The organism is Rheinheimera fenheensis (assembly GCF_039871805.1).
In the GTDB taxonomy this organism is placed as follows: domain Bacteria; phylum Pseudomonadota; class Gammaproteobacteria; order Enterobacterales; family Alteromonadaceae; genus Alishewanella; species Alishewanella fenheensis.
The window spans coordinates 92,967-118,902 of the sequence record NZ_JBDPJM010000011.1 but is presented as its reverse complement, the minus strand read 5'-3'; the positions used below and the strand labels follow the sequence as shown (position 1 = coordinate 118,902).

The 25,936-nt window shown below is 50.7% G+C and carries 26 protein-coding genes and 1 pseudogene; 21 read left to right on the top strand and 6 right to left on the bottom strand.

All coding sequences use genetic code 11. The features are described from left to right. Positions 1 to 9: 9 nt before the first annotated feature. Complete coding sequence (locus ABGI61_RS14490) at positions 10 to 414, bottom strand: MerR family transcriptional regulator (RefSeq protein WP_134055942.1); 405 nt, start codon at positions 412 to 414, stop codon at positions 10 to 12. Positions 415 to 678: 264 nt separating this feature from the next. Here ABGI61_RS14490 and ABGI61_RS14485 point away from each other — a divergent pair, with 264 nt between their 5' ends. The 9 genes from ABGI61_RS14485 to ABGI61_RS14445 all read left to right on the top strand — a co-directional run bounded on the left by ABGI61_RS14485 (position 679) and on the right by ABGI61_RS14445 (position 10,374). Next, on the top strand, positions 679 to 1,860 hold the full coding sequence (locus tag ABGI61_RS14485) for a thiolase family protein (protein ID WP_347602293.1): 1,182 nt from the start codon (positions 679 to 681) through the stop codon (positions 1,858 to 1,860). Positions 1,861 to 2,062: 202 nt separating this feature from the next. Further along, positions 2,063 to 3,559 (top strand): CoA-acylating methylmalonate-semialdehyde dehydrogenase, encoded by a 1,497-nt coding sequence (locus ABGI61_RS14480; protein ID WP_347602291.1) that lies wholly within the window; start codon positions 2,063 to 2,065, stop codon positions 3,557 to 3,559. Positions 3,560 to 3,843: 284 nt separating this feature from the next. Beyond that, entirely contained in the window at positions 3,844 to 5,001 is a 1,158-nt protein-coding gene (locus tag ABGI61_RS14475; protein ID WP_347602289.1) for an acyl-CoA dehydrogenase family protein, read from the top strand. Between the two features lie 176 nt (positions 5,002 to 5,177). Continuing rightward, positions 5,178 to 5,951, top strand: coding sequence for an enoyl-CoA hydratase (locus ABGI61_RS14470; RefSeq protein ID WP_347602287.1), 774 nt, complete (start codon positions 5,178 to 5,180; stop codon positions 5,949 to 5,951). Then, a complete protein-coding gene (locus ABGI61_RS14465) occupies positions 5,951 to 7,090 on the top strand; it encodes an enoyl-CoA hydratase/isomerase family protein (RefSeq protein WP_347602285.1) in 1,140 nt (379 codons plus the stop codon). Before ABGI61_RS14470 ends, ABGI61_RS14465 begins: the two co-directional genes overlap by 1 nt. Before the next feature lie 9 nt (positions 7,091 to 7,099). Continuing rightward, the gene (gene mmsB, locus ABGI61_RS14460; RefSeq protein ID WP_347602283.1) at positions 7,100 to 7,990 is read left to right on the top strand and encodes a 3-hydroxyisobutyrate dehydrogenase; all 891 of its coding nucleotides are present in this window, start codon (positions 7,100 to 7,102) and stop codon (positions 7,988 to 7,990) included. A 233-nt stretch (positions 7,991 to 8,223) separates the two neighbouring features. Further along, positions 8,224 to 9,015, top strand: coding sequence for an SDR family oxidoreductase (locus ABGI61_RS14455; RefSeq protein ID WP_347602281.1), 792 nt, complete (start codon positions 8,224 to 8,226; stop codon positions 9,013 to 9,015). Positions 9,016 to 9,295: 280 nt separating this feature from the next. Further along, positions 9,296 to 9,745 carry a hypothetical protein gene (locus tag ABGI61_RS14450; protein ID WP_347602279.1) on the top strand — a complete coding sequence of 150 codons (450 nt, stop codon included), beginning with the start codon at positions 9,296 to 9,298 and terminating at the stop codon, positions 9,743 to 9,745. 185 nt (positions 9,746 to 9,930) lie between these two features. Continuing rightward, positions 9,931 to 10,374, top strand: a complete 444-nt coding sequence (locus ABGI61_RS14445; RefSeq protein ID WP_347602277.1) for a nuclear transport factor 2 family protein — start codon at positions 9,931 to 9,933, stop codon at positions 10,372 to 10,374. 24 nt (positions 10,375 to 10,398) lie between these two features. Here the strand turns inward: ABGI61_RS14445 and ABGI61_RS14440 are convergent, their stop codons facing one another. Next, positions 10,399 to 11,094 carry an outer membrane beta-barrel protein gene (locus ABGI61_RS14440; RefSeq protein WP_347602275.1) on the bottom strand — a complete coding sequence of 232 codons (696 nt, stop codon included), beginning with the start codon at positions 11,092 to 11,094 and terminating at the stop codon, positions 10,399 to 10,401. A 345-nt stretch (positions 11,095 to 11,439) separates the two neighbouring features. On the opposite strand from ABGI61_RS14440, the gene ABGI61_RS14435 reads away from it, so the two are divergent. Then, positions 11,440 to 11,898: a GNAT family N-acetyltransferase gene (locus ABGI61_RS14435; protein ID WP_347602273.1), complete on the top strand. Its 459-nt coding sequence runs from the start codon at positions 11,440 to 11,442 to the stop codon at positions 11,896 to 11,898. Further along, a complete protein-coding gene (locus tag ABGI61_RS14430; RefSeq protein ID WP_347602271.1) occupies positions 11,898 to 12,392 on the top strand; it encodes a GrpB family protein in 495 nt (164 codons plus the stop codon). Before ABGI61_RS14435 ends, ABGI61_RS14430 begins: the two co-directional genes overlap by 1 nt. Before the next feature lie 49 nt (positions 12,393 to 12,441). On the opposite strand, the gene ABGI61_RS14425 is transcribed toward ABGI61_RS14430, so the two are convergent. Next, entirely contained in the window at positions 12,442 to 12,660 is a 219-nt protein-coding gene (locus ABGI61_RS14425; protein ID WP_347602269.1) for a hypothetical protein, read from the bottom strand. A gap of 555 nt (positions 12,661 to 13,215) precedes the next feature. On the opposite strand from ABGI61_RS14425, the pseudogene ABGI61_RS14420 reads away from it, so the two are divergent. Together ABGI61_RS14420 and ABGI61_RS14415 are read left to right on the top strand one after the other, a co-directional pair. Then, a pseudogene (locus ABGI61_RS14420) lies at positions 13,216 to 13,551 on the top strand (DMT family protein). Between the two features lie 89 nt (positions 13,552 to 13,640). Then, positions 13,641 to 13,949 carry a DUF6482 family protein gene (locus ABGI61_RS14415; RefSeq protein ID WP_347602267.1) on the top strand — a complete coding sequence of 103 codons (309 nt, stop codon included), beginning with the start codon at positions 13,641 to 13,643 and terminating at the stop codon, positions 13,947 to 13,949. A gap of 1 nt (position 13,950) precedes the next feature. Here ABGI61_RS14415 and ABGI61_RS14410 read toward each other — a convergent pair whose 3' ends face one another. From ABGI61_RS14410 to wecA, 3 genes are read right to left on the bottom strand one after another with little or no spacing between them, the layout of a single operon-like run. Then, positions 13,951 to 15,159 (bottom strand): polysaccharide pyruvyl transferase family protein, encoded by a 1,209-nt coding sequence (locus ABGI61_RS14410; RefSeq protein WP_347602265.1) that lies wholly within the window; start codon positions 15,157 to 15,159, stop codon positions 13,951 to 13,953. Next, positions 15,123 to 16,439 carry a flippase gene (locus ABGI61_RS14405; RefSeq protein WP_347602264.1) on the bottom strand — a complete coding sequence of 439 codons (1,317 nt, stop codon included), beginning with the start codon at positions 16,437 to 16,439 and terminating at the stop codon, positions 15,123 to 15,125. The genes ABGI61_RS14410 and ABGI61_RS14405 overlap by 37 nt, the downstream gene beginning before the upstream one ends. Further along, positions 16,439 to 17,515, bottom strand: coding sequence for a UDP-N-acetylglucosamine--undecaprenyl-phosphate N-acetylglucosaminephosphotransferase (gene wecA / locus ABGI61_RS14400; RefSeq protein WP_347602262.1), 1,077 nt, complete (start codon positions 17,513 to 17,515; stop codon positions 16,439 to 16,441). The genes ABGI61_RS14405 and wecA overlap by 1 nt, the downstream gene beginning before the upstream one ends. A gap of 174 nt (positions 17,516 to 17,689) precedes the next feature. Between wecA and ABGI61_RS14395 the strand changes: the two genes are divergently transcribed. From ABGI61_RS14395 to moeB, 8 genes are read left to right on the top strand one after another with little or no spacing between them, the layout of a single operon-like run. Beyond that, the gene (locus ABGI61_RS14395; RefSeq protein ID WP_347602260.1) at positions 17,690 to 18,745 is read left to right on the top strand and encodes a glycosyltransferase family 4 protein; all 1,056 of its coding nucleotides are present in this window, start codon (positions 17,690 to 17,692) and stop codon (positions 18,743 to 18,745) included. Next, positions 18,742 to 19,491, top strand: coding sequence for a WecB/TagA/CpsF family glycosyltransferase (locus tag ABGI61_RS14390; RefSeq protein WP_347602258.1), 750 nt, complete (start codon positions 18,742 to 18,744; stop codon positions 19,489 to 19,491). Before ABGI61_RS14395 ends, ABGI61_RS14390 begins: the two co-directional genes overlap by 4 nt. Positions 19,492 to 19,509: 18 nt before the next feature. After that, the gene (locus ABGI61_RS14385) at positions 19,510 to 20,409 is read left to right on the top strand and encodes a glycosyltransferase (protein WP_347602256.1); all 900 of its coding nucleotides are present in this window, start codon (positions 19,510 to 19,512) and stop codon (positions 20,407 to 20,409) included. Beyond that, positions 20,409 to 21,695, top strand: coding sequence for an O-antigen ligase family protein (locus ABGI61_RS14380; RefSeq protein ID WP_347602254.1), 1,287 nt, complete (start codon positions 20,409 to 20,411; stop codon positions 21,693 to 21,695). The genes ABGI61_RS14385 and ABGI61_RS14380 overlap by 1 nt, the downstream gene beginning before the upstream one ends. Then, complete coding sequence (locus ABGI61_RS14375; RefSeq protein ID WP_347602252.1) at positions 21,676 to 22,368, top strand: YdcF family protein; 693 nt, start codon at positions 21,676 to 21,678, stop codon at positions 22,366 to 22,368. The genes ABGI61_RS14380 and ABGI61_RS14375 overlap by 20 nt, the downstream gene beginning before the upstream one ends. A gap of 2 nt (positions 22,369 to 22,370) precedes the next feature. Then, positions 22,371 to 23,393 (top strand): Kelch repeat-containing protein, encoded by a 1,023-nt coding sequence (locus ABGI61_RS14370; RefSeq protein ID WP_347602250.1) that lies wholly within the window; start codon positions 22,371 to 22,373, stop codon positions 23,391 to 23,393. Then, a complete protein-coding gene (locus ABGI61_RS14365) occupies positions 23,393 to 25,135 on the top strand; it encodes an ABC transporter transmembrane domain-containing protein (protein ID WP_347602248.1) in 1,743 nt (580 codons plus the stop codon). The genes ABGI61_RS14370 and ABGI61_RS14365 overlap by 1 nt, the downstream gene beginning before the upstream one ends. A 15-nt stretch (positions 25,136 to 25,150) precedes the next feature. Continuing rightward, positions 25,151 to 25,924 carry a molybdopterin-synthase adenylyltransferase MoeB gene (moeB, locus tag ABGI61_RS14360; protein WP_347602246.1) on the top strand — a complete coding sequence of 258 codons (774 nt, stop codon included), beginning with the start codon at positions 25,151 to 25,153 and terminating at the stop codon, positions 25,922 to 25,924. The last annotated feature ends 12 nt before the right edge of the window (positions 25,925 to 25,936 follow it).

Genomic DNA, 25,936 nt, shown 5'->3' with positions numbered 1-25,936 from the left:
TCTTACCGCTTAAGCGGTTTTATGATGTTTGGCGTCGGCTAAGGTATCGCGGCAACGTTTTTCTACTGTTACCAGCTCCATCAGCACGACTTTGATGTCGTCCATTTGCTGATGCAGTTCGGCTTTTTTCTGCTCAATCAACTTCAGCATGGTATTTAATTGGGTCACGCTGCTTTTATCAGCGTCATATAGTTCGAACAGTTGGCCGGTTTCGGCCAGGCTGAAACCCAAGCGCTTACCGCGTAAAATCAGTTTTAACCTTACGCGGTCGCGCTTGCTGTAAATGCGGGTTTGCCCGCTACGTAGTGGCGTGATCAGCCCCTGATCTTCATAAAAGCGGATACTACGGGTAGTAATATCAAACTCTTTGGCCAGTTCGCTGATACTGTATGTTTTTTCTTCTTTTTCTGTCATAAACGCCATCCCCGAAAACGCAGTCAATATAAGTGAAGTTTACGTAAAGGTAAAGCTAAGGGCGGGCGGCTTTCTGTGCTGAAATGAGATTTTTGCAAGGTTTGTAAAGCAAAAATGCCAATACGGGCTGGTCAGACTGTACAGTTTACTGAACCAAAGTCGCTGCACACTACCATAGTGTTAGGTGGTTGACGTTGGCGTAAACGTAAATTTGGTGTAGGCTCTGGAGCAACTTTTTAGCCGACAGCTTTTTTGGAGAACTTTATGGCTACCGACAATATTGTCATCGTTGCTGCTAAGCGCACTGCTATGGGCGGCTTTATGGGCGGTTTATCTGACGTAGACGCCACTGTACTGGGTGCTACCGCGATTAAAGCGGCATTGGAGCAAGCCGGTTTAAGCGGCGATAAAGTCAGCGAAGTGATCATGGGTAACGTGCTGCCAGCGGGTTTAGGCCAGGCACCGGCACGTCAGGCAACGTTAAAGGCGGGTTTACCACTGACAGCCGGTGCGACCACTATTAATAAAGTCTGCGGTTCAGGCTTAAAAGCGGTGATGTTAGCCAGCGACTTATTAAAAGCCGGTAGCGCCGATGTGGTGGTGGCCGGTGGTATGGAATCGATGAGTAACGCACCTTATCTGCTGGATAAGGCACGCAGCGGTTACCGTATGGGCCACGGCCAGATTAAAGATCATATGATGTTGGACGGACTGGAAAATGCCTACGATGGTAAAGCCATGGGTTGTTTCGCTCAGGGCACTGCTGATGAAAAAGGCATTACCCGTGAGCAAATGGATGCATTCGCCGTGCAATCATTAACCCGTGCGCAGCAAGCTATCAACTCTGGTGCTTTCGAGGGTGAAATTACCCCGGTAACCTTTCAGACACGTAAAGGTGAAGTGACTTTTAACGTTGATGAGCAGCCAGGTAATGCCAAAGTAGACAAAATCCCGACACTGCGTCCGGCCTTTGCTAAAGACGGTACTATCACTGCGGCAAACTCCAGCTCAATTTCCGACGGTGCTGCTGCCCTTATTCTTATGCGTGAAAGCGATGCCAAAGCACAAGGTGCTAAGCCATTAGCCCGCGTTGTGGCGCATGCAACCAACTCTATGGAGCCTGCACTGTTTACGGTGGCGCCGGTTGGCGCTATGCAAAAGGTACTGCAAAAAGCCGGCTGGGATAAAGAGCAGGTAGATCTTTGGGAAATTAACGAAGCCTTTGCCATGGTAACCATGCTGGCGATTAACGAACTGGGCTTAGATAGTGCCACAGTAAACGTTAACGGTGGTGCTTGTGCGCTGGGCCATCCTATCGGTGCTTCTGGTGCCCGTATTCTGGTTACGCTGATCCACGCGCTGCGTAATCGTGGCCTGAGCAAAGGCGTTGCCTCACTGTGTATCGGTGGCGGCGAAGCCGTAGCACTGGCAGTGGAAGTTTTATAACGTCACTTGATAAGTGAGGTTGGGAACCCGTTGGCGCAGCCACAGAGTGTCTGAGTGAGCGCGGAAGCAGCGAGCGAGTTGCTGTGGCGAGCATGGCGGGTATCGCAACCGGATAAGTGACACAAAATTTATGTTAGTCAGCTCTCTAAATAAACATACATATAACCGCTGACCGCATGCCCAAACAATCGGGAGAAGCAATATGACACAACAGGTTATGCATTTTATCGACGGCGAGTTTGTTGCACCAACAGGCGACAAACTGATCCCCGTTACCAACCCGGCAACGCAGGACGTGATTGCTCAGGTGGCTTGCGCCACGCCAGGCGAGATGGAACGCGCCATCGAATCGGCAAAAGCGGCGTTTAAAACCTGGAAAGAAGTGCCAGTATCTGAGCGTGCCCGTTTGATGATGCGTTTTGCGCATTTGTTAAAAGAGCACCAGGCCGACATCGCTGACATTATTTGCCGTGAGCTGGGTAAAACAGTAGAAGATGCCAAAGGTGACGTATGGCGCGGTATCGAGGTAGTAGAGCAGGCCGCTAATATTCCATCCTTAATGATGGGTGAAACGGTAGAAAACGTGGCACGCAGCATCGACACCTACAGCTACATTCAGCCGCTGGGCGTGTGCGCCGGTATTACCCCTTTTAACTTCCCGGCGATGATCCCGCTGTGGATGTTCCCGATGGCGATTGCCTGTGGTAACACCTTTATTTTAAAACCGTCTGAGCAAGATCCGATGACGGTAAATAAAATCGCTGAGCTATTCGTACAAGCCGGTGCACCAAAAGGCGTGTTACAGGTTGTACATGGTGCGAAAGAGCAGGTTGATGCCATTTTGCACCACCCTGATATTAAAGCAATTTCATTTGTGGGTTCAGTTAATGTTGGCCAGTACATTTACAAAACCGGTACTGACAACTTAAAACGCGTACAGGCTTTTGCCGGTGCGAAAAACCACATGGTTATTATGCCGGATGCGAACAAACAGCAGGTTATCAATGCCTTAGTTGGTGCCTCAGTGGGTGCGGCCGGTCAGCGCTGTATGGCGATTTCTGTCGCGGTATTCGTAGGCGCTGCGGCAGATTGGATCCCGGAAGTAGCCGCGGCTATCGGCAAGGTACGCCCGGGTGTTTACACCGATCCGAATGCGGCGTATGGCCCGCAAATCAGCCCGCAGGCGCGTGCCCGCGTGTTATCGCTGATTGAACAAGGTAAAAAGGAAGGCGCGACCTGCGTACTGGATGGTTCTGACTGTAAAGTTGACGGTTACCCGAACGGTAACTGGGTTGGCCCAACCGTATTTAGCAACGTTACTACCGAGATGGAAATTTATAAGCAGGAAATCTTTGGCCCGGTACTGTCTACCATGACAGTTGCTTCACTGGATGAAGCGCTGAAAGTGGTAAACGACAGCCCATATGGTAACGGTACCTCTATTTTCACAGCCAGCGGTGCGGCTGCGCGTAAGTATCAGCATGAAGTTGAAGTGGGTCAGGTCGGTATCAATATTCCTATTCCGGTACCTCTGCCATTCTTCTCGTTTACTGGCTGGAAAGGCTCGTTCTACGGCGACCAGCATGCTTACGGTAAGCAGGCGGTGCGTTTCTATACTGAAACGAAGACCATTACAGCGCGCTGGTTTGATGACGATATTCAGGTGTCTGGCCCGAATATGTCGATTAACTTGCGTTAAGGCAACACGGAGCCTGATGTTAGTCAGGCTCAGGCCTGCACACTTTACACGCCGACACGCCATAAACCATCCATGGGGCTCGATTCCGTCCATCCATGGCCTCCAACGGTCGGCTAAGTAAAGTCTGCAGTCCTTATGCGATGCAGATTCGAAGCGGTTAACAAGGCGCCGAGCGGAGTAGATTTAACTTAGCGAGCGATCAAGAGTGAGCCGGGGAGCGGCGAACGGGCGAGCGTGTTAAATGTACGGAAGCTCAAAAGCCGATTGGAAAAGCAGGACCAACTATGAATTTCAATTTAACAGAAGACCAACAAGCCTTTGTCGATGTGGCCAAACAGTTTGCCGAACAAGAACTGGCGCCACACGCTGCCCAGTGGGATCGCGATCACCACTTTCCAAAAGACGTCATTCAAAAAGCCGGTGAGCTGGGTTTCTGCTCACTGTACACGCCAGAAGATGACGGCGGTATGGGCTTATCACGCCTGGATTCATCCATTATTTTCGAACAGCTGTCTATGGGCTGCACCGCGACGACAGCGATGCTGACCATTCACAATATGGCCACCTGGATGATCGCCAACTGGGGTACCAGTGATGCCAAAGCAGAGTGGATGGAGCATTTAGTTACCGGTCAGAAACTGGCATCTTATTGTTTGACTGAGCCAGGCTCAGGTTCAGATGCAGCTGGGCTTCGCACTTCTGCGAAAAAAGATGGCGATGAGTACGTATTAAACGGCTCGAAAATGTTTATCTCTGGTGCCGGCTCTACCGAAGTACTGGTAGTGATGGCGCGTACCGGTGAAGCCGGGCCAAAAGGTATTTCGGCTTTTATCGTACCAGCGGATGCCAAAGGTGTTATTTACGGTAAAGCGGAAGAGAAAATGGGCTGGAACGCGCAGCCAACCCGCTTAATCACTTTTGAAGATGTACGGATTTCTGCGCATTACCTGTTAGGTAATGAAGGTGAAGGCTTCAGTTTCGCCATGAAAGGCTTAGACGGTGGCCGTATCAATATCGCTACCTGTTCAATTGGTACTGCACAGCAGGCACTAAACACAGCACGTAACTATATGCTGGAGCGTCAGCAGTTTGGTAAGCCACTGGCCGCGTTTCAGGCGCTGCAGTTTAAACTGGCCGATATGGCAACCGAGCTGGTAGCTGCGCGTCAGTTAGTGCGCTTAGCGGCGTTTAAGCTGGATCAAAAAGACAGTGAAGCGACAGCGTACTGCGCAATGGCAAAACGTTTTGCTACTGACGTTGGCTTCCAGGTATGTGATCAGGCGCTGCAGTTACACGGCGGTTATGGCTACATCAAAGAATACCCGCTGGAGCGTCATTTCCGTGATGTACGTGTACACCAGATTTTGGAAGGTACCAACGAAATTATGCGGCTGATCATTGGCCGGCGTTTACTGGATGAAGCGGCAGGCGACATTCTGTAATCAACTTTTGTTACGATGATCTGAATCATCAGGAGGAACCGCCTTGTCCACAGCGACACGCCGTAAACCATCCATGGGGCTCGATTCCGGCCATCCATGGCCTCCAACGGTCGCTTTAGAACAAGGCTAATCCTCCTTCTTGCCTGAGTTTATTCGGGCAATAAAAGGAGACAACAATGGCTCAACTAAAACTCGAAAAACGCGGCCACACGGCGCTTATCACCATGTCTAACCCGCCGGCAAATACCTGGACGGCAGATACTTTAACCCAACTGCGTGAGGCGGTTAAAAGCCTGGATGCCGACAAAAATATTTATGCCTTGGTCATCACCGGTGAAGGCGAGAAGTTCTTCTCAGCCGGTGCAGATTTAAAACTGTTTGCCGACGGCGATAAAGCGGTAGCCAGCGACATGTCACGTATTTTTGGCGAAGCGTTTGAAACCTTAAGTGCATTTCGTGGCGTGTCTATTGCCGCCATTAATGGCTATGCCATGGGCGGCGGTTTAGAAGTCGCGCTGGCCTGTGATATCCGTATCGCCGAGCAGCAAGCGCAGATGGCGCTGCCTGAAGCCAAAGTCGGTTTATTACCCTGTGCTGGCGGCACACAAAACCTGGCTTGGCTGGTAGGCGAGGGCTGGGCAAAGCGCATGATCCTGTGTGGTGAGCGTATTGGCGCGGAAAAAGCACAACAAATTGGCCTGGTAGAAGAAGTCGTCGCAACGGGTATGGCACTGGAAAGCGCGCTGGCCTTGGCCGACAAAGTCGCCGAGCAAAGCCCGTGTGCCGTTACTGCGTGTAAAGCACTGATTCAAAAAGGTCGCAGCGGTACTATGCAAAGCGCATTGCCGCTGGAGCGCGAGCTGTTTGTTGGCTTGTTCGATACCAAAGATCAGGTTGAAGGTGTGCAGGCGTTTTTAGAAAAACGCAAAGCGAACTGGGTGAACGGCTAATGAGCGCGGTTAATGAGGTTGTGCTGTATCAGGAGCTGACAGCACAGAACGGCAAAAAAATCGGTGTTGCCACACTTAATTCAGAAAAATCATTAAATGCGCTGAGCTTACCGATGGTGGAATCATTACTGCCTAAACTACACGCCTGGCAGGCTGACGCTAGTATCAGCATGGTTTTACTGCAGGGCTCGGGTGATAAAGCCTTTTGCGCCGGTGGTGATATTCGCGATCTATACAAAGCTATGCTGGATAAGCCGGGCGAGTACGCGCCTTACGTAGAGGAGTTCTTTACCAAAGAGTACACACTGGATTATCTGATTCATACCTTTGGTAAGCCAGTACTGGTGTGGGGTAATGGCATAGTGATGGGCGGCGGCTTAGGCCTGATGGCTGGTGCGTCACACAAAGTGGTTACTGCTAGTAGCCGTATCGCCATGCCGGAAATGGCGATAGGCCTATATCCGGATGTTGGCGCCAGTTGGTTTTTAAACCGCATGCCTGCGGGCTGTGGGCTGTTTTTAGGTTTAACCGGCGCCTCTATTAACGCGGCTGATGCCAAGTTTATCGGCCTTGCCGATCACTTTATACTGCATGAGCGCAAAGTAGCACTTATCGACAAGCTTAAAAGCATTAACTGGGGCGACACCATAGCGCTTAACCATCAAAAGCTAAGTGATGTGTTACGTGCCGAGGAAGATCAGTGCCGTACCCAGATGCCGCTAAGTAATATCCGTCCGCACCAGGGCGCTATTGAAGCCTTAGCTCAACATAGCAGCCTGCAGAGTGCTATCAGTGCAATTCATGCCATGCAAGGTGAGGATAAATGGCTACAAAAAGCCAAGGAATCGCTGGCCTATGGCAGCCCCATCACTGCGCATATCGTGTTTGAACTGTTAAAGCTGGGGCAAAGCAAAATTCTGGCCGACAGCTTCCGTTTAGAGCTGGGTTTAAGCGTGCAGTGCGGCAAACTGGGTGAATTTACCGAAGGTGTGCGTGCGCTGTTGATGGATAAAGATTTACAACCGAAGTGGCAATACAAAACCGTCGCTGATGTACCACAAGCGGTTATTGCTGAACTATTTCGCTCACCGTGGCAACCAGAGCAACATCCGCTGCGGCATCTGGGCACAGACGAGTAAGGAGCCAATATGGCAAAGGTTGCATTTATCGGTTTAGGTAATATGGGTGGCCCTATGGCCATTAATCTGGTTAAAGCGGGCCACAGTGTGGCTGCGTTTGACTTATCTGCAGCGGCATTAGCGCAGGTGAAAGCGGAAGGCGCTACCGTAGCGGCCAGTGCCGCCGATGCGGTCAATGGCGCAGAGTTTGTTATCTCTATGTTGCCAGCGGGCAAGCATGTGCTGGGCCTGTATTTAGGCGAGCAGGGCGTAGCGGCACATATCAGTAAAGATGCGCTGGTAATCGACTGCTCTACCATCGATGCCGATAGCGCACGTAAAGTGGGCGCGGGTCTCGCAGCGCAGGGTATTGCCTTTATCGATGCGCCGGTATCTGGCGGCGTCGGTGGCGCCAAAGCCGGCACGCTAACCTTTATTGTCGGTGGTGACGCTGCGCATTTTGAGCGCGCTAAAACCCTGCTGGGTAATATGGGTAAAAACCTGTTTCATGCCGGCGCTGTTGGTGCTGGCCAGGTTGCGAAAATCTGCAACAATATGCTGCTGAGTATCCTAATGGTTGGCACCTCAGAAGCGCTGCAAATGGGCGTCGATAATGGCCTGGACCCCAAAGTGCTATCAGATATTATGCTGAAAAGCTCGGGCCGCAACTGGACGTTGGAGCTGTACAACCCCTGCCCGGATGTCATGGAAAACGTGCCATCGTCAAATGGCTACAAAGGCGGCTTTATGGTCGATTTAATGGCGAAAGATTTAGGCCTGGCCATGGAAGCGGCACTGCAAAGCCAGAGCAGTACACCAATGGGTGCACTGGCGCGCAGTCTATACGTGGCACACCAGCGGGCCGGCAATGGCAAACTGGATTTTTCCAGTATTTTTAAGCTGTTTGCCAAAACTAATTAATTTGAATTAACACGCAAGTACTCCGAATATTTTCTCCGGGACACGCCGTAAATACGTCCCTGTAGGCTCGTGTTTTACGTCCCTGAAAAACACGGTCCCGGCAGAAAAATTCTACGCACTTGCTCATATCACAGTATTAAGCGAGTACGGATGTACTTTTTTCAGCGACCGTTGGAGGCCATGGATGGCCGGAATCGAGCCCCAGGGATGGTTTATGGCGTGTCGCAGAAAAAATGTACGCAGTAATCGCGGTGTCGGAGAAAGAGATGAACCTGCAAAACAAAACCATCGTTATCACTGGCGGTGCACAGGGCCTGGGCCTGGAAATGGCGCGCATGTGTGCGGCCGAAGGTGCCAAACTGGCATTAATCGACATGAATGCTGATCAATTAGCTGCAGCTAAAGCGGAACTGGGTGTGAGTACCGCAGTAAACACTTACATTGCTAACGTGGCGAATGAAGAACAGGTAGAAGCCACCTTCGCGCAAATCGACAGTGATTTTAACGGTATCGACGGCCTGATTAACAACGCCGGTATCTTACGCGATGGCCTGCTTTTGAAATACAAAGACGGCGAGCTGCAAAGTAAAATGTCACTGGCACAGTTCCAGTCGGTTATCGATGTTAACCTGACAGGCGTGTTCCTGTGTGGCCGTGAAGCGGCTGCAGCCATGGTAAAACGTGGCACTAAAGGCGTAATTATCAATATGTCCAGCGTGGCGCGCGCTGGTAACATGGGGCAAACCAACTACGCTGCGTCTAAAGCTGGCGTGGTAGCAATAACAGTAACCTGGGCGCGTGAGCTAGGTCGTTTTGGCATTCGTGTTGGCGCTATAGCGCCGGGCGTTATCCGTACTGCGATGACCGATGCGATGAAGCCCGAAGCGCGCGACCGCTTAGAGAAAATGAAGCCGGTAGGGCGCTTAGGTGAAGCCAGCGAAATTGCCCATACGGCAAAATACATTTTCGAGAACGAATTCTTTACCGGTCGGGTAGTTGAAATCGATGGTGGTATCAGCATGTAATTAGCTGATTATAAAAATAAAGAAGACGCTTCGGCGTCTTTTTTATTGTTTATTAACTAAGTTAAAAGGTTGGCGTTAAATATATTGTTTTTGTTTTTAATTTTTTGTTCTTATTATGTGTACGTAGTGTTCTTTATTTGATTTTTGTTTCTGTAATGCCTTGTTTAATTTGGATTATAACAATAAATAAGCGTGTTTAACAGAATTTACTATACTTTGCAGTGCTCGGTGTCTGAATTTAATGTGAGCAGATTATTTCACTATTAAAAGGATATTTAAGATGAAAAAGATTCTGATAGCATTTTTAAGCATAGTGTTCAGCTGTACCCTGCAGGCAAAAGACAGACTGGAGATTTATAAAGACTATGATGTCGGTACCGAAATTATGACTGTTACAACGGTGAAGGTAGATCCTAATATGGGTGATGTCTACCTGGCAGGATTGCAGAACAGCTGGGTTAAGGCGGTGAAAATCCAAAAAGAACTGGGTTTTATTAAAGATTGGAAAATTTACGGCAGTGATTTACCTAACAGCGGGAATTTTAATATGATGCTGGTAGTCACCTTTAATAACAGCGCTGATATGGAGCCGAACAAAAAAAGATACGACGCCTTTATGAAAAAATGGACTGAGGCAGATCAAAAGATGTCGCAAGAAATATCTGCGAAATACCCTGAAGTAAGAACCTTAACTGGTGAATATCAAATGCGTGAGATTATGTTGAAATAACGCATAGTAATAATATTTATATTCACTTAAATCGGGATGAAATAAACGCCTGTTATGAGTTACACAGGCGTTTTTTTTTGCAATTGTGCAAGTGCAGTAATCTGCGATAGACATTTAGCTACAAAGACTGGCAAAGTATCGCTAAACATCTGAATTAAAGTCGATTGTAAATAAAGGGGACCCTGATGAAAACCAGCCTACGGCTTGCCACACTGCTAGTAATACCACTTTTTGTAACACCAACTCTTGCCCTGGCGGATGACAAAGCCGAACTTACCACTTTATTAGCCGAATTTTTAGACGGCGCCACCCGCAATGACGCCGCCATTCACAATAAGTACTGGGCTGACGAGCTTATTTATACCAGTTCTTCAGGTACGCGATTTGGTAAAGCCGAACTGATGCAAAGCGTAACCAGCCGCGGCCTGTTAAAAGCAGACGAGATTAAAACGGTGTACGACAGCGAAAACGTACGCATTATGCAGTACGGTGACACTGCCGTAGTCGCCTTTGTACTGGTTGCCAGAGCTGGCGTTGATACCAAACGCTATTTAAACAGCGGCACCTTTGTGCGCAAAAATGGCCACTGGCAAGCGGTAAACTGGCAAGCCACTATCAAAGCTGAGTAAGCCTTATCTACAATTGGGAAGCACTCAGAATGATAAACGTACGCCCACGTTCAAGGTTGTGATTTTTCCATACTCGTAGCCTGTGACCAGTGCGATGTTAGGATGGAAATACCAGCGTCCGTTCACACCGATCAGAACGTCGGATTCAAACGGATCTGAACCACTGGACGCGACACCACCAATCGCGGTGTAACGCGCATGGCCCTGCAGATGTAACGTCGGCGTCGCTGCCCAGATAACGCCAAGCTCTGCACCGGGGCCGCTATCGTCAGCGTCGACATCCAGATTGAAACCTGCAGCGCGCGCGTCCTTGAACTCGAGCTGATCAAGGCTTAGCCGACCGTAGTAAGCCAGGCTTTCCGACACAGGGTATTGGTAACCCACGCCAATGCGCCAACGCACCACGTCGTATTCACCTGCAACTGTGTCGGCGCCGCTGCGGATCTCAAGCTCCTGGCCAAGTGAAGCATACTCGCCAAATAGGTGTATCTGATCTGTTAACTGCCACGCCCCACCAATAAAGCCACCGCCATCAGCATCGCTCTCAACATCAAGTGGCTCGCTCCCAGTGACTGCGCCGGATGTCTCAATGTCGTTGACAAAGCCGCCGACAATACCGCCTTCGATGTAGGTAAAGCCAATATCTCCGGCATGCGCCATCGCCGGTCCAGCCAACGATACCGCAATCGCTACCATTATCATCCTGTTTTGCTTCGACATTTTTGTATCCTCAATTCTGAAAAAATACGTTTTGGCTTTATTCGCATTAAGCGATTTTATTGGAAACGGCGACTTTAACGTATGACCGCAACACCCGGATCAATATAGCCTGCACGTTCGATTCAATCAAAGTGCCGCTTTGCTGAGGAAGACCTGGTGGATGGCGCGGTGATTGCTGAGTTGGTTGCTAGCTGTGAGTTGGTCAGCGGGGCCCACGAGTTTGAACTTAGACTGACCGGTGGCCTGATTAACGGCTTGCATAATTGAAATAAAAAGTGAAAAGGGCGCTGTAAGCGCCCTTTTTTATTTGTACACTAGACGCACTGTTATAAGCGGGAAACTCAGATGCAAATTCGCTTAGATGATTTAACCGGCGGCGAAGTGATTGCCTTACTGCGCGAGCACCTGGCCGACATGTATGCCACCTCACCAGCTGAAAGTGTACATGCTTTGGATGTTGATGCGTTAAAAGCCAGTAATATCCGCTTTTTCAGTGCCTGGCAGGGTGATAGCTTAGCCGGTTGCGCTGCGATTAAAACGCTGGATAACCAGATGGCCGAGCTTAAATCAATGCGCACCGCTACGGCCTTTCGTGGTCAGGGCGTAGGCCAGGCGTTATTGCAGTTTATTATCGACCATGCCAAAGCACAGGGCTTTGCCACACTTAATCTTGAAACCGGCACACAAGACTATTTTGCCGCGGCCAGAAGCTTGTACCGTAAATTTGGCTTTAGCGACTGCGGCCCTTTTGGCCAGTATAAGCTGTATCCGAACAGCCACTTTATGACCCTGAAACTGCGTTGATGGCAGATATGTACTTGTTTCCCTACAACGAGGCCTGGCCCGGCGATTACCAGGCACAAGCACAGCAGATAGCGGCGTCATGTGATGACGCCGTTAGATTGCATCATATCGGTTCAACCGCAGTAGCGGGCCTGTATGCGAAGGATTGCATCGATATACTGGGTGTTGTCGACAAGCTTGAGCGGGTGCAACACTTTATTCGCCCAATCGCTGCTTTGGGCTTTGAGTACCGGGCGGCTTATGGAATTGAGGGCAGAGAATATTTTGTTAAACGCTCGCCTAAAGTACATTTGCATATTTATCAGGACGGCAACTGCAATATAGCCAGGCAACTGGGGTTTGTGCGGTTAATGCAGGCCAGGCCAGATCTGGTGGCAAAGCTAAATCAGCTTAAACTACAACTTGCTGCAAAATATCCCACTGATAAAGCGCAGTATCAGCTGGAAAAAGCCGCTTTTTATCAGGAAATAATCCAGCTGCTTGAAAGCGCATAATAAGTTGCAACCGATAGACCAGAAGCTACATGAGCCTTTTTCTGGCGGTTCATAATGCTATGTTATCGCGGATAATAGCTTTGTTAGCTGAGTGCCAGGCAAAAATCGCAAGCAAAAAAGCGATGGACGCGGTGATAAGTTCAAACATTAATACCGCCGCCCCATGATTACCTTGACGAGCTGTTTCGTTACCCTTGCCGGGGATAGCCAACGTCGGAGCGCCATCAACAACCGCAAGCACTTGCCGATTTTTGATTGGCCGCGTCACAACAGCTCATGGCGTTGCTCGCACACTCTTTGGCATCTTCCAGCTTACCTTTTTCATGACAAGCCGCTGCTTTACTGTGGTGTTCTGCACATGCGCGGTGTTCATCGGCCGCGGCTTTATGGGCGTTAATGGCTGTAGTGTTAGTGTTTGACATAAGGATCACCTCTATTGAGATTGGAGAAACGAAAATTTACTGCTTAACGTTGCGTTAACGGTTACCAGTCAACATTGGTTAGCATACGCTGAAATTTTTAAGGTATCTGTGCGTTAGCGAACATCGCGCGCGGGTTGCATGGCATCTTAGTGCCAACAGCAAATCACTTGCTAATTGATGTAGCTGACCAGGAGCTGCGCTGGCGCAACGTTATTTACGGCATAAATCACAAAAGCGAGCCTTTCTTAATGGGTTCAGGCTTGGCGTGCTGGTTAATCTGGCGGTGCTTAGTGGGTTAGTCTTGCTAGGCGGCCAGCTATAGCTGGCTCCAAACAGCCATTTTATAACGCTTAATCTGCACCTATAATGGCAGCAGAGCGGTGCGTTGACAGTAGAAACTAATACTTATCTCCATATCCTTACTTATTTGCAGCAATGTGTTTATGACCTTTGCCTGGTATGCGCATTTGTAAGAGCTGAATAACAAACCCTGGATCATTGCCGCTCTGGTAAGTTAGGGCATAGCACTGTTTGAGTATCTGTTTCAGGTGCCGGCGAATCGAATTGGTTACTCGGTGCTAACGGTAGGCCAACTGAAGATAATTCAGGAAGTGATCACGCTGTCGGTATTTGTGCTGTTGTCGGTGGTGTATTTAAAAGAACCGCTAAAGCTGGATTATTTATGGGCCGGCTTATGTTTGGTTGGGGCAGTGTACTTTATGTTTCGCGGAAATTAAGTATGCCGCCTGCCAGTGCTAATATTCAAAGTAGATCCGCTTTTAATATTTTTGCGTAAGCTTTAATACCGGCAACAGAGGAACTCATCATGAACTTACATCGCGTTAGCCATTTAAACCATCAGGATGTCCGTATTAACGAGCTGACCATTCATTCCTATGAAATGGGTGTGTATTTAGTCGAGGCCGACTATGACGGCCGCAAAGCCTTTCTAATGAATGATGACAACAAACCTGAGAAATTTGGCAGTGTCGAGCAGGTAATGCAGGCACTGGATCGCTGCACCATTTACAAAGCCTACTTGGTACATCAGTCGGCCTATGATGAAATGTGCGGCGGCCCGGATAAGGTGGATAACACCTTAAAAGTGCCGCTGTATGTGCAGGGTGTTGCCTGACTTAACGAATGGCCTGATACAGCCGTTGCCACATGGCGGCATTTTGCAGTTTTAATGCCGCTGCTTTGGTTTTAACTTCGGCGCTTAAGCTGGCTTTGTTATCAAGCACCTGCTGCAGGGCGGCTAGCAGGCTTTGCTCGCTAAGCTCTGCCACGCAGTAATCACCCATGGCAAAATCAGACATCATGGCGTGATATTTATGGCTCCAGCTGGTGGCGATACAGGGCACGCCCTGGCTGAGCGCATTGACCGCACCATGAAAACGCGAGCTTACCGCCAGCTCTGCTTGACCAATAAAGGCTTTTACTGCCAGCGGATCTTCAATTTGTACTATAGTGCAGGGCGTTTTGGCGGCAATTTCGGTGCAAAGCTGTGCATCTTCTTTGCCTTCATGGTTTACCAATACGCATTGCAGTCCCTCTGCGGCCAGCTTATTGGCGGCAGCGGCAAAGGCGTTAATGTAATCAGCCCGCTGCTGTTCGGCGCCGGCATGGTTAAATTTTGACACCACTTTATTGTTGGGAATTAGCGCTGCGAAGGGGCCACTTATTTGCGGCAGCTCATCATTGGCGCGTGGTGTTAAGCTAATGGTGAAGTCCGGTGTGAGCACGACGGAGTCGGGCAGGTTAGGCACGCAGCTTTGCAAATGCTGCAGCGACACCGGATCGCGCACGAATATCAGTCGGGCGTGGTTGATAATATCGCGCATCGCCGCTTTGCTCGCGTCACTGTTAAAGGGGCCAAAGGCTTGCGGCATAAACACAAAGGGTTTACCGGCTTTGGCAAAACGTACCACTTCTTTGGCAGTGTTTTGCAAAAAGCGCAGCGGCCACTGATCGCCATAGGCAAAGCCGCTGGCTTCCAGTACGACATCTACCTGACGCTCGCTTGCCATGCCATAGCGGTTAAACAGCCGCTGCACAGCAGCAGGCAATTTGCCAATCAGCGGTGTTAAATCGAGCCCGCCGCGGCGAAACGACAGCTTTTGCCAGGCGCCTAAGCGCGCGCGCTCGACATAAGGCAGGTTAGGGCCGGGTGATAACACTAGCTCTATGGGTTGCTTCAGGCCTTCTAAGCCTTCCAGGCAGGCCAGTAGCATTAAATAGGCGCCCTTATTGCGAAATTGCACGCCTTTAATTTCAACAAACAGTGGTTTGCTCATAATCGCCCTTATCAGCTTGGTTGCCGGCGTGCCCGTATCAGTTGCCATAACTGGCTGCGGGTACTTTTGGCAAAGAATAAAAAGAAAAACGAGGCATAAGCATATGAAATCAGCGTCGCCCATGCGGCACCAACTATGCCCATAGTAGGAATAAGCCAGAGGTTTAAACCCACATTAAGTGCGGCGCCTACTGTGTGGCTTAACAGTGACAGCGGCTCTTGCTCGGTAATAAGCAAATGCTGACTGATTAAATAGCGCACAAAAATAAAACAGCCGGCCCAGATATGAATGCGCAGCACCTCTACGGCACCAGCAAAGGCGTCACCAAACAACAGGCTAACAATCCAGGGCGACAGTAGCGACATCACCACCGCAATGGCAAAGGCCATGGCAAAAAACAGCAGTGCAAAGCGGCGCAGCTTCAAATAATAAGGTGTCCAGCCTAGCTGATGCGCGCGGATCATATCCGGGTAATAACGCGCGGCTAAGGTGGCCGGAAACACATACCATAGCTCAGATAAACGGCTGGCGGCGGCGTAAATACCTGCCTGCTCGGTGCCGGCGATAGAGCCTATCATCACAATGTCGATTTTCAGATAAATGACCGAGACGATGCCCGACACCCAAAGCCAGGAAGACCGTTTAAGCAGCTGCTTTGCCTGATTAAGATTAAACCAGCGCGGGTGATAGGCTGGCCAGCGTGCTTCGCCGTCTTTGTAAGGCTGGTGTTTGCGCCGGTACAGCAGATACTGCGCCATGCCGACGACAAAAAATTCGATACCGGTTAACAGCAGCAAACTGGCAATACCAAAGCCGCTATATAACAGCGCCAGTTTAGCAGCAAAGCTACACACAGAAATGGCGGACTTCACATAGGCTACACTGCGAAAAGTGCCCTGATAATTTAAGTAAAACTCAAACAACAAGAAGCCAAAAAAAGCCTGCAGTAAAAACAGCACCGGAATAGCAATAGCGGTGTTGCCGTCAAACATGGCGGGGTATAACAGATAAAACGCCAGCAGCATCAGGCTGCCGCCCAAAAGGCCCAGCAACAGGCGCATGCTAATGGCGCTGTACAGCATCGTCATGGCGTCATGGCCGTTGTCGTGTTTTACCATCTGGCGCACGACCACGTTATTCAGGCCAAGGCTGGTCATCGGCACCAAAAAGGCGCTCCAGGCCATGACAATTGAATACACGCCCAGTTCGCTGGCACCGAGCATACGGGCAACGAACACGGTAAGTACAGCACCGGCAGCCAGTTTTACCACTTTATCGCCCAGCATCGCTGTAGCACGAGCGAGCAGAATTTTTTTCAGCAGTTTCACTACTTTACAACCCTTGGAACGGTGCGGGAAAGCCGCTTGTGGCGCAGGTGCGAAATGATACGCCAGATATGCTGCAGCAGATATAGGTAAGCACCGAACAACAGCAAAAATAACAGCAGCATTAACCAGTCTGGCAACAACAGATATTCACCAATAATACCGATAGAAGCAAAAATACATGCCAGTGCGGTAATAAGCGCCAGCGACTCACGTGAACTTAGCCCCAGGCGCAGTGAAATATGGTGTAAATGTTCGCGGTCGGCCTGAAACGGCGATTGGCCTTTGCGGATGCGCCTGACCATAATGGCAATCATGTCCATTAGCGGTATGGCGATGATCCAAAGTGCCGTTACCGGGCGAAAGCTGGCGCTTTCACTTTGGGTGCCGATAATCAGCAGCCAGATCACCGACAGGCCAATTAACATACTGCCGGCATCACCCATAAAAATGCGCCGACCGGGGATCAAGTTAAGATTGCACGCCAGATAAGGTAGTAGCGCCAGTGCTAGCAGCAGCGCCAGTACCGCATAGTCTTGCTGGCCCCACAGTGCCATAAAAATGGCTATGGCGATAAAACTAACCAGGCTTAACATACCGGCCAGGCCATCAATGCCGTCGGTCATATTAAAGGCATTAATAGCCGCAATGACTGCTATTAACGTGATTGGCAGGCCCAGTACACCCAGCTCTACTATGCCAAAGCCGAATAAATTACCCAGACTGGCCAGGTGTAGATCCAGCGCGTAGGTCATAGCAAGGCCTACTAATGTTTGCACCGCCAAACGCAGTTTAACGCTTAAATCCAGGTAATCATCAAAAACGCCAAGCAACACAATAACGCCGCTACAGGCCAGATAATACAGCGGTTGTATGCTGCTATCGGCAAACAGCAGTAACGACAGCGCCAGGCCACAGTAAGTGGCAATACCACCAATTAATGGCACCGCGCCCTGATGCTGCTTGCGCCCGCGCGGAATATCGACCAAGCCGACCCGGACTGACAGCGGGTACAACACTAAGATGGCCAGGGCGGAGGCGACAAAGGCACTAAGGTAAAGCATAGTATGTTCAGGCATTTAGCTATCCTGTTGCTGGTAAAACAGTGGTGATATTCAGCCGGGCGTCAGCTATTACAGGTTATATCTGTGTGCGTTACGTTTGTTACACACTGCTGCTATAAACTAAGTGTTTTTTTTATTAACAACAAGTATTGTACACAGCCGCGTCGGCTGTCAGGATGAAATTTAAGCGTGCAAAGCCATAATCTTAATCTTCTTATTGTCAGCAATATGGGACCTAAGCCGTCCAGCCCGTTTCAGGGCAAGTTTGTACACAACCAGGTATGGGCGCTTGCCGCATTAAATCCTGCGTATCATTATATGCGTTGGCACAGTGACTCCTGGCTGAATAAAGTGCTGAAATACCCGGTGTTTCTGCTGGATTTTATTTGGCGCTTTGTGCTTAGCCGCCGCCGCTTTGATATTATTCACGTACACTTTTTCTTTCCAACGATATATTTGGCATTACTGTATAAAGGATTGCGTAACCGCCAGGTAAAAATTGTGGTCACGTGTCATGGCAGTGATATCTATAAATACCAGCCGCCGGGCAAGCTATATCGTTGGTGTGCGGCTAAAGTCGATCGGTGGATTTTTGCCAGCAACGCTCTGGCGCAGCATTTTAGTTTGCCGGTGGCGAATAAACAGGTACTGCCGGCCGGTATCAGCGAGCTGTTTCGCCAGACTGACAGACTGAGCTATCAGGAAAAGAGCATCGATCTGTTGTATGTCGGCAGTTTAGATCAGAATAAAGGCATGGACCGGCTACTGGCGCTGTTACCGATACTGCATGATAAAAAAGTGGTGGTGGCCGGCAGTGGCCCGTGGCTTACACGTTTACAACACGCCGCGCAGCAATTTCCCAATGTGCTGGTGGTGGGGCCAAAGGACACGGCGGCGCTTAAGCAGCTGTATTGCCAGGCGCGTTGTTTTATCAGTCTGTCGCGCCACGAAGCCTTTGGCCTGGTGATGGCAGAGGCGATGGCTTGTTATACACCGGTGATTGCTACCGACACTGATGGCGCACGAGAACAAGTGCAACATGGCATCAATGGCTTATTGGTTAGCCAGCAGGGTGAAGAAACCGACGTCATCGCCAGGCTTAGTTCAGCGTTACAGCAGTTTTTTAGCTTGTCAGAGCAGCAGTATCAGCTGCTGCAGCAGCAAGGCCGCAGCAGTGCCGAACAATACCTGCTGGGGCAGGTGGTAACAGAATTACAGCAAATTTATCAGAGAGTGATGTTATGAGTGATGCCAAAGTGGCAGCAGCAAGTGACCAGATTGCGCAAGTGAGCATTGGGCCGGTACAGGTATCCGCCTTTAACGACATGCAGCAGCTGTTGCAGTTTATTGTCGGTGACGACGGCAAGGTGTTTGCCGGCTCTGCCATTGCGATTAACCCGGAAAAAGTATTAACCGCTATGCGTGAACCGCTTATTAGTGAAGTGATCCGCGCCGCTGATATTCGCTACGCCGATGGTATCGGTGTAGTAAAAGTGATGCGAAAACGACTGAACAAAAAAGTGCAGCGTATACCGGGCTGCGAGCTGTGGCAGCAACTGATGCTGCGGGCGGCGAAATATCAGGTGCCGGTGTTTATTGTTGGCGCTAAACCTGAAGTAAACCAGCAAACGGCGACTAAACTGCGCAGCCAGCAGGTAAACCTGGTGGGTGCGGTTGATGGCTATTTTAAAGATGAAGCGGCTTTAATTGCGCAAATTAAACAAAGCGGTGCCCGCATTGTCAGTGTGGCGATGGGGTCACCCAAACAAGAGCTGTTAATTCAGCGCATCCGCGCTCAGTATCCTGATTGCTTTTACATGGGCGTGGGCGGTACCTATGATGTGTTTACCGGTAATGTGAAACGGGCGCCGGCGCTTTGGTGTAAGCTGAATTTAGAGTGGGCCTACCGTTTATTGTCGCAGCCCAGCCGTATTGGCCGCCAGCTGGGGTTGGCCCGTTATTTATGGTGGTATTGGACCGGTAAAATTTAATGGTGCAGGTGTGTTGAAATGACAACTTCGAACTTTCCGCTGATCAGTGTCTATATGCCCACCTACAACCGGGTGCAAATGGCAATACGGGCGATTGAGTCGGTATTAGCGCAAGATTACCCTAACTTGGAATTACTGGTGGTAGATGATGCCTCCAGCGACGATACCTGGCAGGTGTTAACAAATAAGTATATTAACGACGAGCGGATCCGCTTTTTTCGTCAAAGTACCGGTCAGGGCGCCTGTGCCGCCCGCAACCGCGCGATTAGCGAAGCGAAAGGTGAGTTTGTTACCGGCATTGACGATGATGACGAGTTCTTACCCAACCGCTTAAGTAGCCTGTATAGCGCCTATGATGATAAATACAGCTGTGTTTGCTCGAGCTATATCTGGGATTACGGCACCGTGCAAAAGCGGCTGTTTGCGACGCGGCAGGTGGTGGGGCTGGCAGAGTTGTTAGATTTACATACGCTATCGAATCAGGCGCTGGTAAAGCGCGAACGCATGCTGGCGCTGGGCGGTTTTGATATTAATCTAGCAGCGTTTCAGGATTACGACATGTGGGTGCGGGTGGTACAGGCTTATGGCCCTGCGCTGCGTATCGCGACGCCCAGCTACAAAGTGAATGTCGGCCATGAGCTGGGCCGTATTACCAACTCGCCAAAGCGGCTGGACGCGCATAAGCAGTTTGTGGCTAAACACCGGGCCCAGATGAGCGAGCGTAACTTGCAAAACCAGATGTTTTACCGGCGTAGCATGGAACAAATCCCGTTTCGCTTTTCCGAGCTTATCAGAAGTTGTCGCTATGGTCTGGTAATCCTGAAATGGCGTTATTACCTTAAACATAAACTGGGGGTGCTCAGCCGCTGGCGCATTAAGGTATTTAGTAAAGGCCTGGCCGGATTGTTTAAAAAATAATGCTGGCTACGACCACCGCAACGACATCACAGCCGCCATTACAGCCAGCGCTCGACCGGCTGTTATGCCGTCTTATTCCGTGGTTTTTACTGGTTGATTGTCTAAACGGCGCCTTGCTGCAAACCCTGGGCAGCAGTTACGGCCTGGCCGCCGGCTATAAGCTGATACTTTTACTGCTGATGGCGCTTAGCTTAACCATACAACAGCCGCGATGGCTGCTGCTGATTGCCCTAAGCTGGCTGACATTGCTGATAGGTCCAATGTTGCAGTGGCCGGCATTGCCCGCTCGCTGGGCGCTGGCCGATCTGCAGTTGACGTTGAAACTGCTAAGCCCACTGCTGGCGCTGGCCTATTTATATGCACTTGCGCAGCGAAGCTCAGTGCTGGCGGCCAGGCTGTTAAAACACAGCCTGCTGCTCAGCAGCCTGGTGCTGCTGCTAAATGCGCTGGCAGGTATCGCCGGCCTGGGCTTTACTGCTTACCAGCCGCTGGACGGTGTGGCACAATCTTTTCTTGGCATTAAAGGCTTTTTTTATTCAACCAATGAGCTGTCTGCCGTGCTGTTGGTGCTGACAGCGGCCCTGTTGTGTTTAAGCTGGCAGCATAAGCGTTATTACGCGCTGGTAAGTGGTTGTGCGCTGCTGCTGGCGCTGTCCCTACTAACCAAAACCGGGCTATTTGGCGTTATGTTGCTGATACTTTTGGTGCCGCTGCTGTTGCAGCAACGAGACTTCTGGCAGGCAAAGCGCAAGTTAATAGGGCTCTTGGCGCTGGCGGTAGCGTTGGTGCTGCTTCTGGTTATCGTTAATGGCGAGGCGTTGCTTAAACTGCTGGGCATATACGATAAACTTAGCTTTGTTTATCAACAGCGGGGTATCAGCGGCATTGTATTGTCGTCACGTGACTACTACGCCGGGCGCATCTGGCAGCTGAGTAGTGAGCAATACAGCATGTTGGAGCGTCTGCTGGGCGTGGGGCAGGGCGGGGTGGCCTTGTATTTGAAAAAGTATTTTGCTGAACTGGACTGGTTTGATCTGCTGGTGTTTTATGGCATCGCTGGTATTAGCCTGTTTGTCGTGGTATTTGCCGTGTTTATCCGCCACAGCTGGCGTCTGTGTTATTCCGGCGCCGGACGGGTGCTGTTGCTGCTTAACCTGCTGCTGCTGGTGGTATCAAGCTTAGCTGGCCACATTCTCACCTCTGGTATGCTGTGGCTGCCGTGGGCACTGTGTAACGCATTACTGCTGCAACTTTATCAGGCTGAACATGATGAAAGATCTGCTTGAACCGCTGTTATTTCCGCATAATCTGCTGCTACTAGGGTTACTGGCGGCCTGCATTGGCTACCGTAAAAGGGGCTTGTGGCTATTGCTGGCATTTTACTATCTGGCCGGCAATACCTGGCTGGCCAACCAGGTGCGGCACTGGTACAGCGGTTATGTGGCAACTTATGCCATAGCGGCCGACAGTACTACCTTATTACTGGGCTGTGGTGGCTCTGCTACGATGTTGCCGGCCTGTGCCAAAGCCCGTATCGACACCTTAGCCGGGCTATTGCCAGAGCGTGCCAGTGTGATTATAACCACCGAATACTGCCAGCCTTATGTCGATTATCTGCTGGCGCAACAGCGTCAGCTGGCGGTGGACTGCTTTAACGGTGGCGATAATACCTACCAGGAATTTAACAGCATTAGCGCGCGTGGCCTTAAGCCTGATTATATTCTGACCAGTGATTTTCATGCCTGGCGCGTTAGCCAACTGGTAAAGCAGCATGGTTTGAGCAGCCGGGTGATTGCCAGTAGCAGCCAGACACTGCGACAGGTCAACTGCAGTTACAACTGTTTTTTCACCGTCAATTTGTCTAATTTCGACTTTTACAGCAAGCTTGTCGCCGAGTTTAGCAGCTACGGCGTATATCGTTTAACTGCCAGCTGGACTGACTGGTATCAGGAGCCTTAAGCATGTTGCGAAATGTATTACTGACGTTACTCCTTTGGCTGAGTATTCTCTTCATTGCGCCGCTTAGCGCAGAGCTAAGAGCACAGCCACAGCTGGTCTGGAAAACGCTGGCCCCAATGCCGATTGCGGTGCAGGAAATTTATCCGGCAGTGCATAACGGCAAAATTTATGTCGCTGGTGGCTTAAGCGATGCGTTGCCAGAGGCAGAGCAGCAGATGACCTCTGCAGTGCAAGTTTATGATCCAGCAATAAACCGCTGGACCATGGCGCCATCACTGCCTGAAGCGCGACATCATGCTTATTTATTGTCGGTTGATAATAAGCTGTTTTTATTCGGTGGTTTTGTTATTGCAGGCGGTGGACGCTGGAGCGCCAATAGCGATGTGTTGCTGCTTGATGAGACCGCACAACAGTGGCGCAAGGTAGCAACGCTGCCTAAACCCCTGACGGAAACGGTGGCGGTGGTGCTAAACGGCAAGGTACACCTAGCCAGTGGCCGTTCGCCAGCTGGGGCAGACAATGCGCAGTGGCGCGATCAGGCCGATGTTAACTGGCACTGGGTATTTGACCCACATAGCTTAAGTGTTACTGAAGCCGCGCCCTTGCCACTGGCGTTCAACAGTGCAAGCGGTGTGGTATTAGATGACCAGTTTTATATTGTCGGGGGCAGACAGGTCGGCGCGGCTAACCTGGCACAGTTGCAACGTTTTGACGCAGCCAGTAACAGCTGGCAGCTGCTTAGCGCCATGCCACAGGCGCAGGGCGGTTTGGCAGCCGCTGTGCTGGACGGTGATCTGTTGGTGTTCGGCGGTGAGTATTTTGACAATGATGGCGGCGTGTACGGTGAGGTGTGGCGTTATCAGGCTGCTAAAGACCGCTGGCAACAAGCCGGCAATATGCCGCTGCCTCGGCATGGCTTAGGCGCTGTAAAACTGAATAACCAAGTTTATGTGTTGGGCGGTGCGTCTGTGGTCGGCTTAAAAGCCACCTCTGCCGTGCTTGACGTTGTAACGCAGCTACACTGATGCGTGCACCCTATGCCGTAATGCCCTGGCTGCTGGGCTTTTTACTGCCGTACCGCCGCCGGGTAATATTGGCGCTGTTGTGCTTATTGCTCGGCTCGCTCAGCTGGTTGGCGTTGGGGCAAGGGGTACGCCTGCTGGTAGATGAGGGTTTTGTTGCCAACAACAGTACTCGGTTAAACCAAATCACGCTGGCCATTTTGCTGTTGTGTGCGCTAACGTCACTGGCAGTGTTCTGCCGCTTTTACTTAATGACCTGGCTGGGCGAGCGGGTCAGTGCCGATATCCGCAACCGGGTGTACCGACACATGCTGAAGCTGTCGCCACAGTTTTACAGCCAGATGCGCACCGGCGAGGTGATCTCGCGTTTTACCGCCGATACCACCTTACTGCAAAGCGTGGTCGGCTCCAGTTTCTCCATGGCACTGCGCTCTACTGTTACTGCTGTGGGCGGTTTACTGATGATGGCATTAACCAGTTTTAAAATGACAGCTTTGGTGCTGCTGGCGGTACCAATGGTGCTGCTACCCATTATTATGCTTGGGCGCAAGGTGCGAACGTTATCACGTGCCAGTCAGGATAAGCTGGCGGATGTTGGCGCCTATGTTGATGAGAGCCTGCATGAAATTCACACCGTGCAGGCCTATGGCCACGAAGCGGTGGACAGCCAGCAGTTTGCCAGCCGCATAGAGCAAGTGATGCAGGCAGCACGGCAGCGTATTTTTTATCGCGCTCTGTTAATCGCAGCAGTGATGCTACTCAGTATCAGCGCTATGGTGCTGATTAGCTGGGTGGGGGCGAAAGATGTGATGGCAGGTAAGGTCAGCGCCGGTGAGCTCACTGCCTTTATGTTTTACGCGGTGATGGTTGCCGGCAGCGCTGCCACCATCAGCGAGGTGATTGGTGAGGTTCAGCGTGCCGCGGGCGCCACCGAGCGGTTAATTGAGCTGGCCAGTGCGCCGGTGGATATTGCTTCACCGCCAATGCCTGCAAAGTTGCCAACACCTTCTACAGGCGCACTTAGCATAAAGCAGTTAAGCTTTGCTTACCCACAAGTGGCAGATAAAACCGTAATACAGCAGCTGAGTATCGATATTGCCCCCGGCGAGCGCATTGCGCTGGTAGGCCCCAGTGGCGGCGGTAAAACCACCTTGTTTCAGCTGCTGCAACGTTTTTATGAGCCAACCTCTGGGCAAATTTTGCTTGATGGTGTGGATATCAGCACACTGGATTTGGCCCAGCTACGCGCCCAGTATGCCTTAGTGCCACAAGACGCTGTGATTTTTGCCACTTCAGTGCTGGAAAACGTGCGCTATGGCAGGCCTGACGCCAGTGAGCAGGAGGTAATTGACGCTTGCATTGCTGCCCGCGCCGATGAGTTTATCCATCATTTTAGCCAGGGGTATGCCACTCAATTGGGAGAGCGCGGCGTGCGTCTATCCGGTGGTCAGAAACAGCGTATCGCCATTGCCCGTGCCATGCTGGCAAACCGACCACTGCTGCTGTTAGATGAAGCCACCAGCGCACTGGACGCCATTAGCGAGCAACAAGTTCAGCAGGCACTGGAGCGGCTGATGCAAGGCAAAACAAGCCTTATTATTGCGCATCGCTTAAGCACGGTAATAAATGCTGACCGCATTATGCTACTGGACCAGGGTAAACTGTTGGCTGTGGGCACGCATCAGCAATTGCTGCAGCAAAGCCCGTTGTATCAGCAGTTGGCCCAGCTGCAGCTGTTAAGTTAAGGGCTCAAAGGTGTTATGAGAATAACTAATAAAAACAATGTTTTAGGCTCGTTGCAGGCGATGCGTTACAGCCGCCAGTTAATGTTGCCGCAGCTGGATTTTCGCGGTCAGGAAGCCTTATTGGCCAGCTCGGTGCTGCTAGTCGGCATGGGCGGTTTGGGCTGTGCGGCAGCGCCTTATCTGGTGGCCAGCGGTGTGGGACATTTAACGCTGGTGGATGACGATACGATTGACCGCAGCAACTTACAGCGGCAGATCCTGTATCGCGAGGCCGATATTGGCCTAAGCAAAGCACAGCAGGCCGCTGTAACCCTTAGCCAGCTTAATTTCGAAGTGAACATTAACGCAATGCGTCAACGCTTAAATGCCGAAGATTTAGCCGCGTTGGTGCCGCAATATTCACTGGTGCTGGATTGCACTGATAACTTAGTTACGCGCAATGCGATTAACGCCGCTTGTGTAAAGGCTAAAGTACCGCTGGTATCGGGCGCTGCCATCCGTTTTGAAGGCCAGCTGGCCAGTTTTAGTATGCAGGGAGACAGTGCTTGTTATTACTGTTTAAGCCAGTTATTTGGCGAGCAACAGCTTAGCTGCATGGAAGCGGGCATTTTAAGCCCGGTCGTTGGCATAGTCGGTGTAATGCAGGCATTGGAGGCAGTAAAGATCCTTGCAGGTGTCGGTACACCTCTGTATGGCAAATTGCAGCTGTTTGATGGCCTAACCAGCCAGTGGCGCCAGTTTAATTTGCCAAAAGATCCTCAGTGCCCCGTGTGCAACGGTTTGGCATAATACCGAATAAGA

Bases quoted from the DNA above. Each gene is read 5' to 3' on its own strand.
- ABGI61_RS14410 (WP_347602265.1), bottom strand. From the start codon at position 15,159: ATGGCAACTGATACGGGCACGCCGGCAACCAAGCTGATAAGGGCGATT.
- ABGI61_RS14445 (WP_347602277.1), top strand. From the start codon at position 9,931: ATGAAAACCAGCCTACGGCTTGCCACACTGCTAGTAATACCACTTTTT.
- wecA (WP_347602262.1), bottom strand. From the start codon at position 17,515: ATGCCTGAACATACTATGCTTTACCTTAGTGCCTTTGTCGCCTCCGCC.
- ABGI61_RS14470 (WP_347602287.1), top strand. From the start codon at position 5,178: ATGGCTCAACTAAAACTCGAAAAACGCGGCCACACGGCGCTTATCACC.
- ABGI61_RS14490 (WP_134055942.1), bottom strand. From the start codon at position 414: ATGACAGAAAAAGAAGAAAAAACATACAGTATCAGCGAACTGGCCAAA.
- ABGI61_RS14430 (WP_347602271.1), top strand. From the start codon at position 11,898: ATGGCAGATATGTACTTGTTTCCCTACAACGAGGCCTGGCCCGGCGAT.
- ABGI61_RS14440 (WP_347602275.1), bottom strand. From the start codon at position 11,094: ATGTCGAAGCAAAACAGGATGATAATGGTAGCGATTGCGGTATCGTTG.
- ABGI61_RS14465 (WP_347602285.1), top strand. From the start codon at position 5,951: ATGAGCGCGGTTAATGAGGTTGTGCTGTATCAGGAGCTGACAGCACAG.
- ABGI61_RS14380 (WP_347602254.1), top strand. From the start codon at position 20,409: ATGCTGGCTACGACCACCGCAACGACATCACAGCCGCCATTACAGCCA.
- ABGI61_RS14365 (WP_347602248.1), top strand. From the start codon at position 23,393: ATGCGTGCACCCTATGCCGTAATGCCCTGGCTGCTGGGCTTTTTACTG.
- ABGI61_RS14435 (WP_347602273.1), top strand. From the start codon at position 11,440: ATGCAAATTCGCTTAGATGATTTAACCGGCGGCGAAGTGATTGCCTTA.
- ABGI61_RS14415 (WP_347602267.1), top strand. From the start codon at position 13,641: ATGAACTTACATCGCGTTAGCCATTTAAACCATCAGGATGTCCGTATT.
- ABGI61_RS14485 (WP_347602293.1), top strand. From the start codon at position 679: ATGGCTACCGACAATATTGTCATCGTTGCTGCTAAGCGCACTGCTATG.
- ABGI61_RS14385 (WP_347602256.1), top strand. From the start codon at position 19,510: ATGACAACTTCGAACTTTCCGCTGATCAGTGTCTATATGCCCACCTAC.
- ABGI61_RS14455 (WP_347602281.1), top strand. From the start codon at position 8,224: ATGTACGCAGTAATCGCGGTGTCGGAGAAAGAGATGAACCTGCAAAAC.
- ABGI61_RS14375 (WP_347602252.1), top strand. From the start codon at position 21,676: ATGATGAAAGATCTGCTTGAACCGCTGTTATTTCCGCATAATCTGCTG.
- ABGI61_RS14450 (WP_347602279.1), top strand. From the start codon at position 9,296: ATGAAAAAGATTCTGATAGCATTTTTAAGCATAGTGTTCAGCTGTACC.
- moeB (WP_347602246.1), top strand. From the start codon at position 25,151: ATGAGAATAACTAATAAAAACAATGTTTTAGGCTCGTTGCAGGCGATG.
- ABGI61_RS14475 (WP_347602289.1), top strand. From the start codon at position 3,844: ATGAATTTCAATTTAACAGAAGACCAACAAGCCTTTGTCGATGTGGCC.
- mmsB (WP_347602283.1), top strand. From the start codon at position 7,100: ATGGCAAAGGTTGCATTTATCGGTTTAGGTAATATGGGTGGCCCTATG.
- ABGI61_RS14370 (WP_347602250.1), top strand. From the start codon at position 22,371: ATGTTGCGAAATGTATTACTGACGTTACTCCTTTGGCTGAGTATTCTC.
- ABGI61_RS14390 (WP_347602258.1), top strand. From the start codon at position 18,742: ATGAGTGATGCCAAAGTGGCAGCAGCAAGTGACCAGATTGCGCAAGTG.
- ABGI61_RS14480 (WP_347602291.1), top strand. From the start codon at position 2,063: ATGACACAACAGGTTATGCATTTTATCGACGGCGAGTTTGTTGCACCA.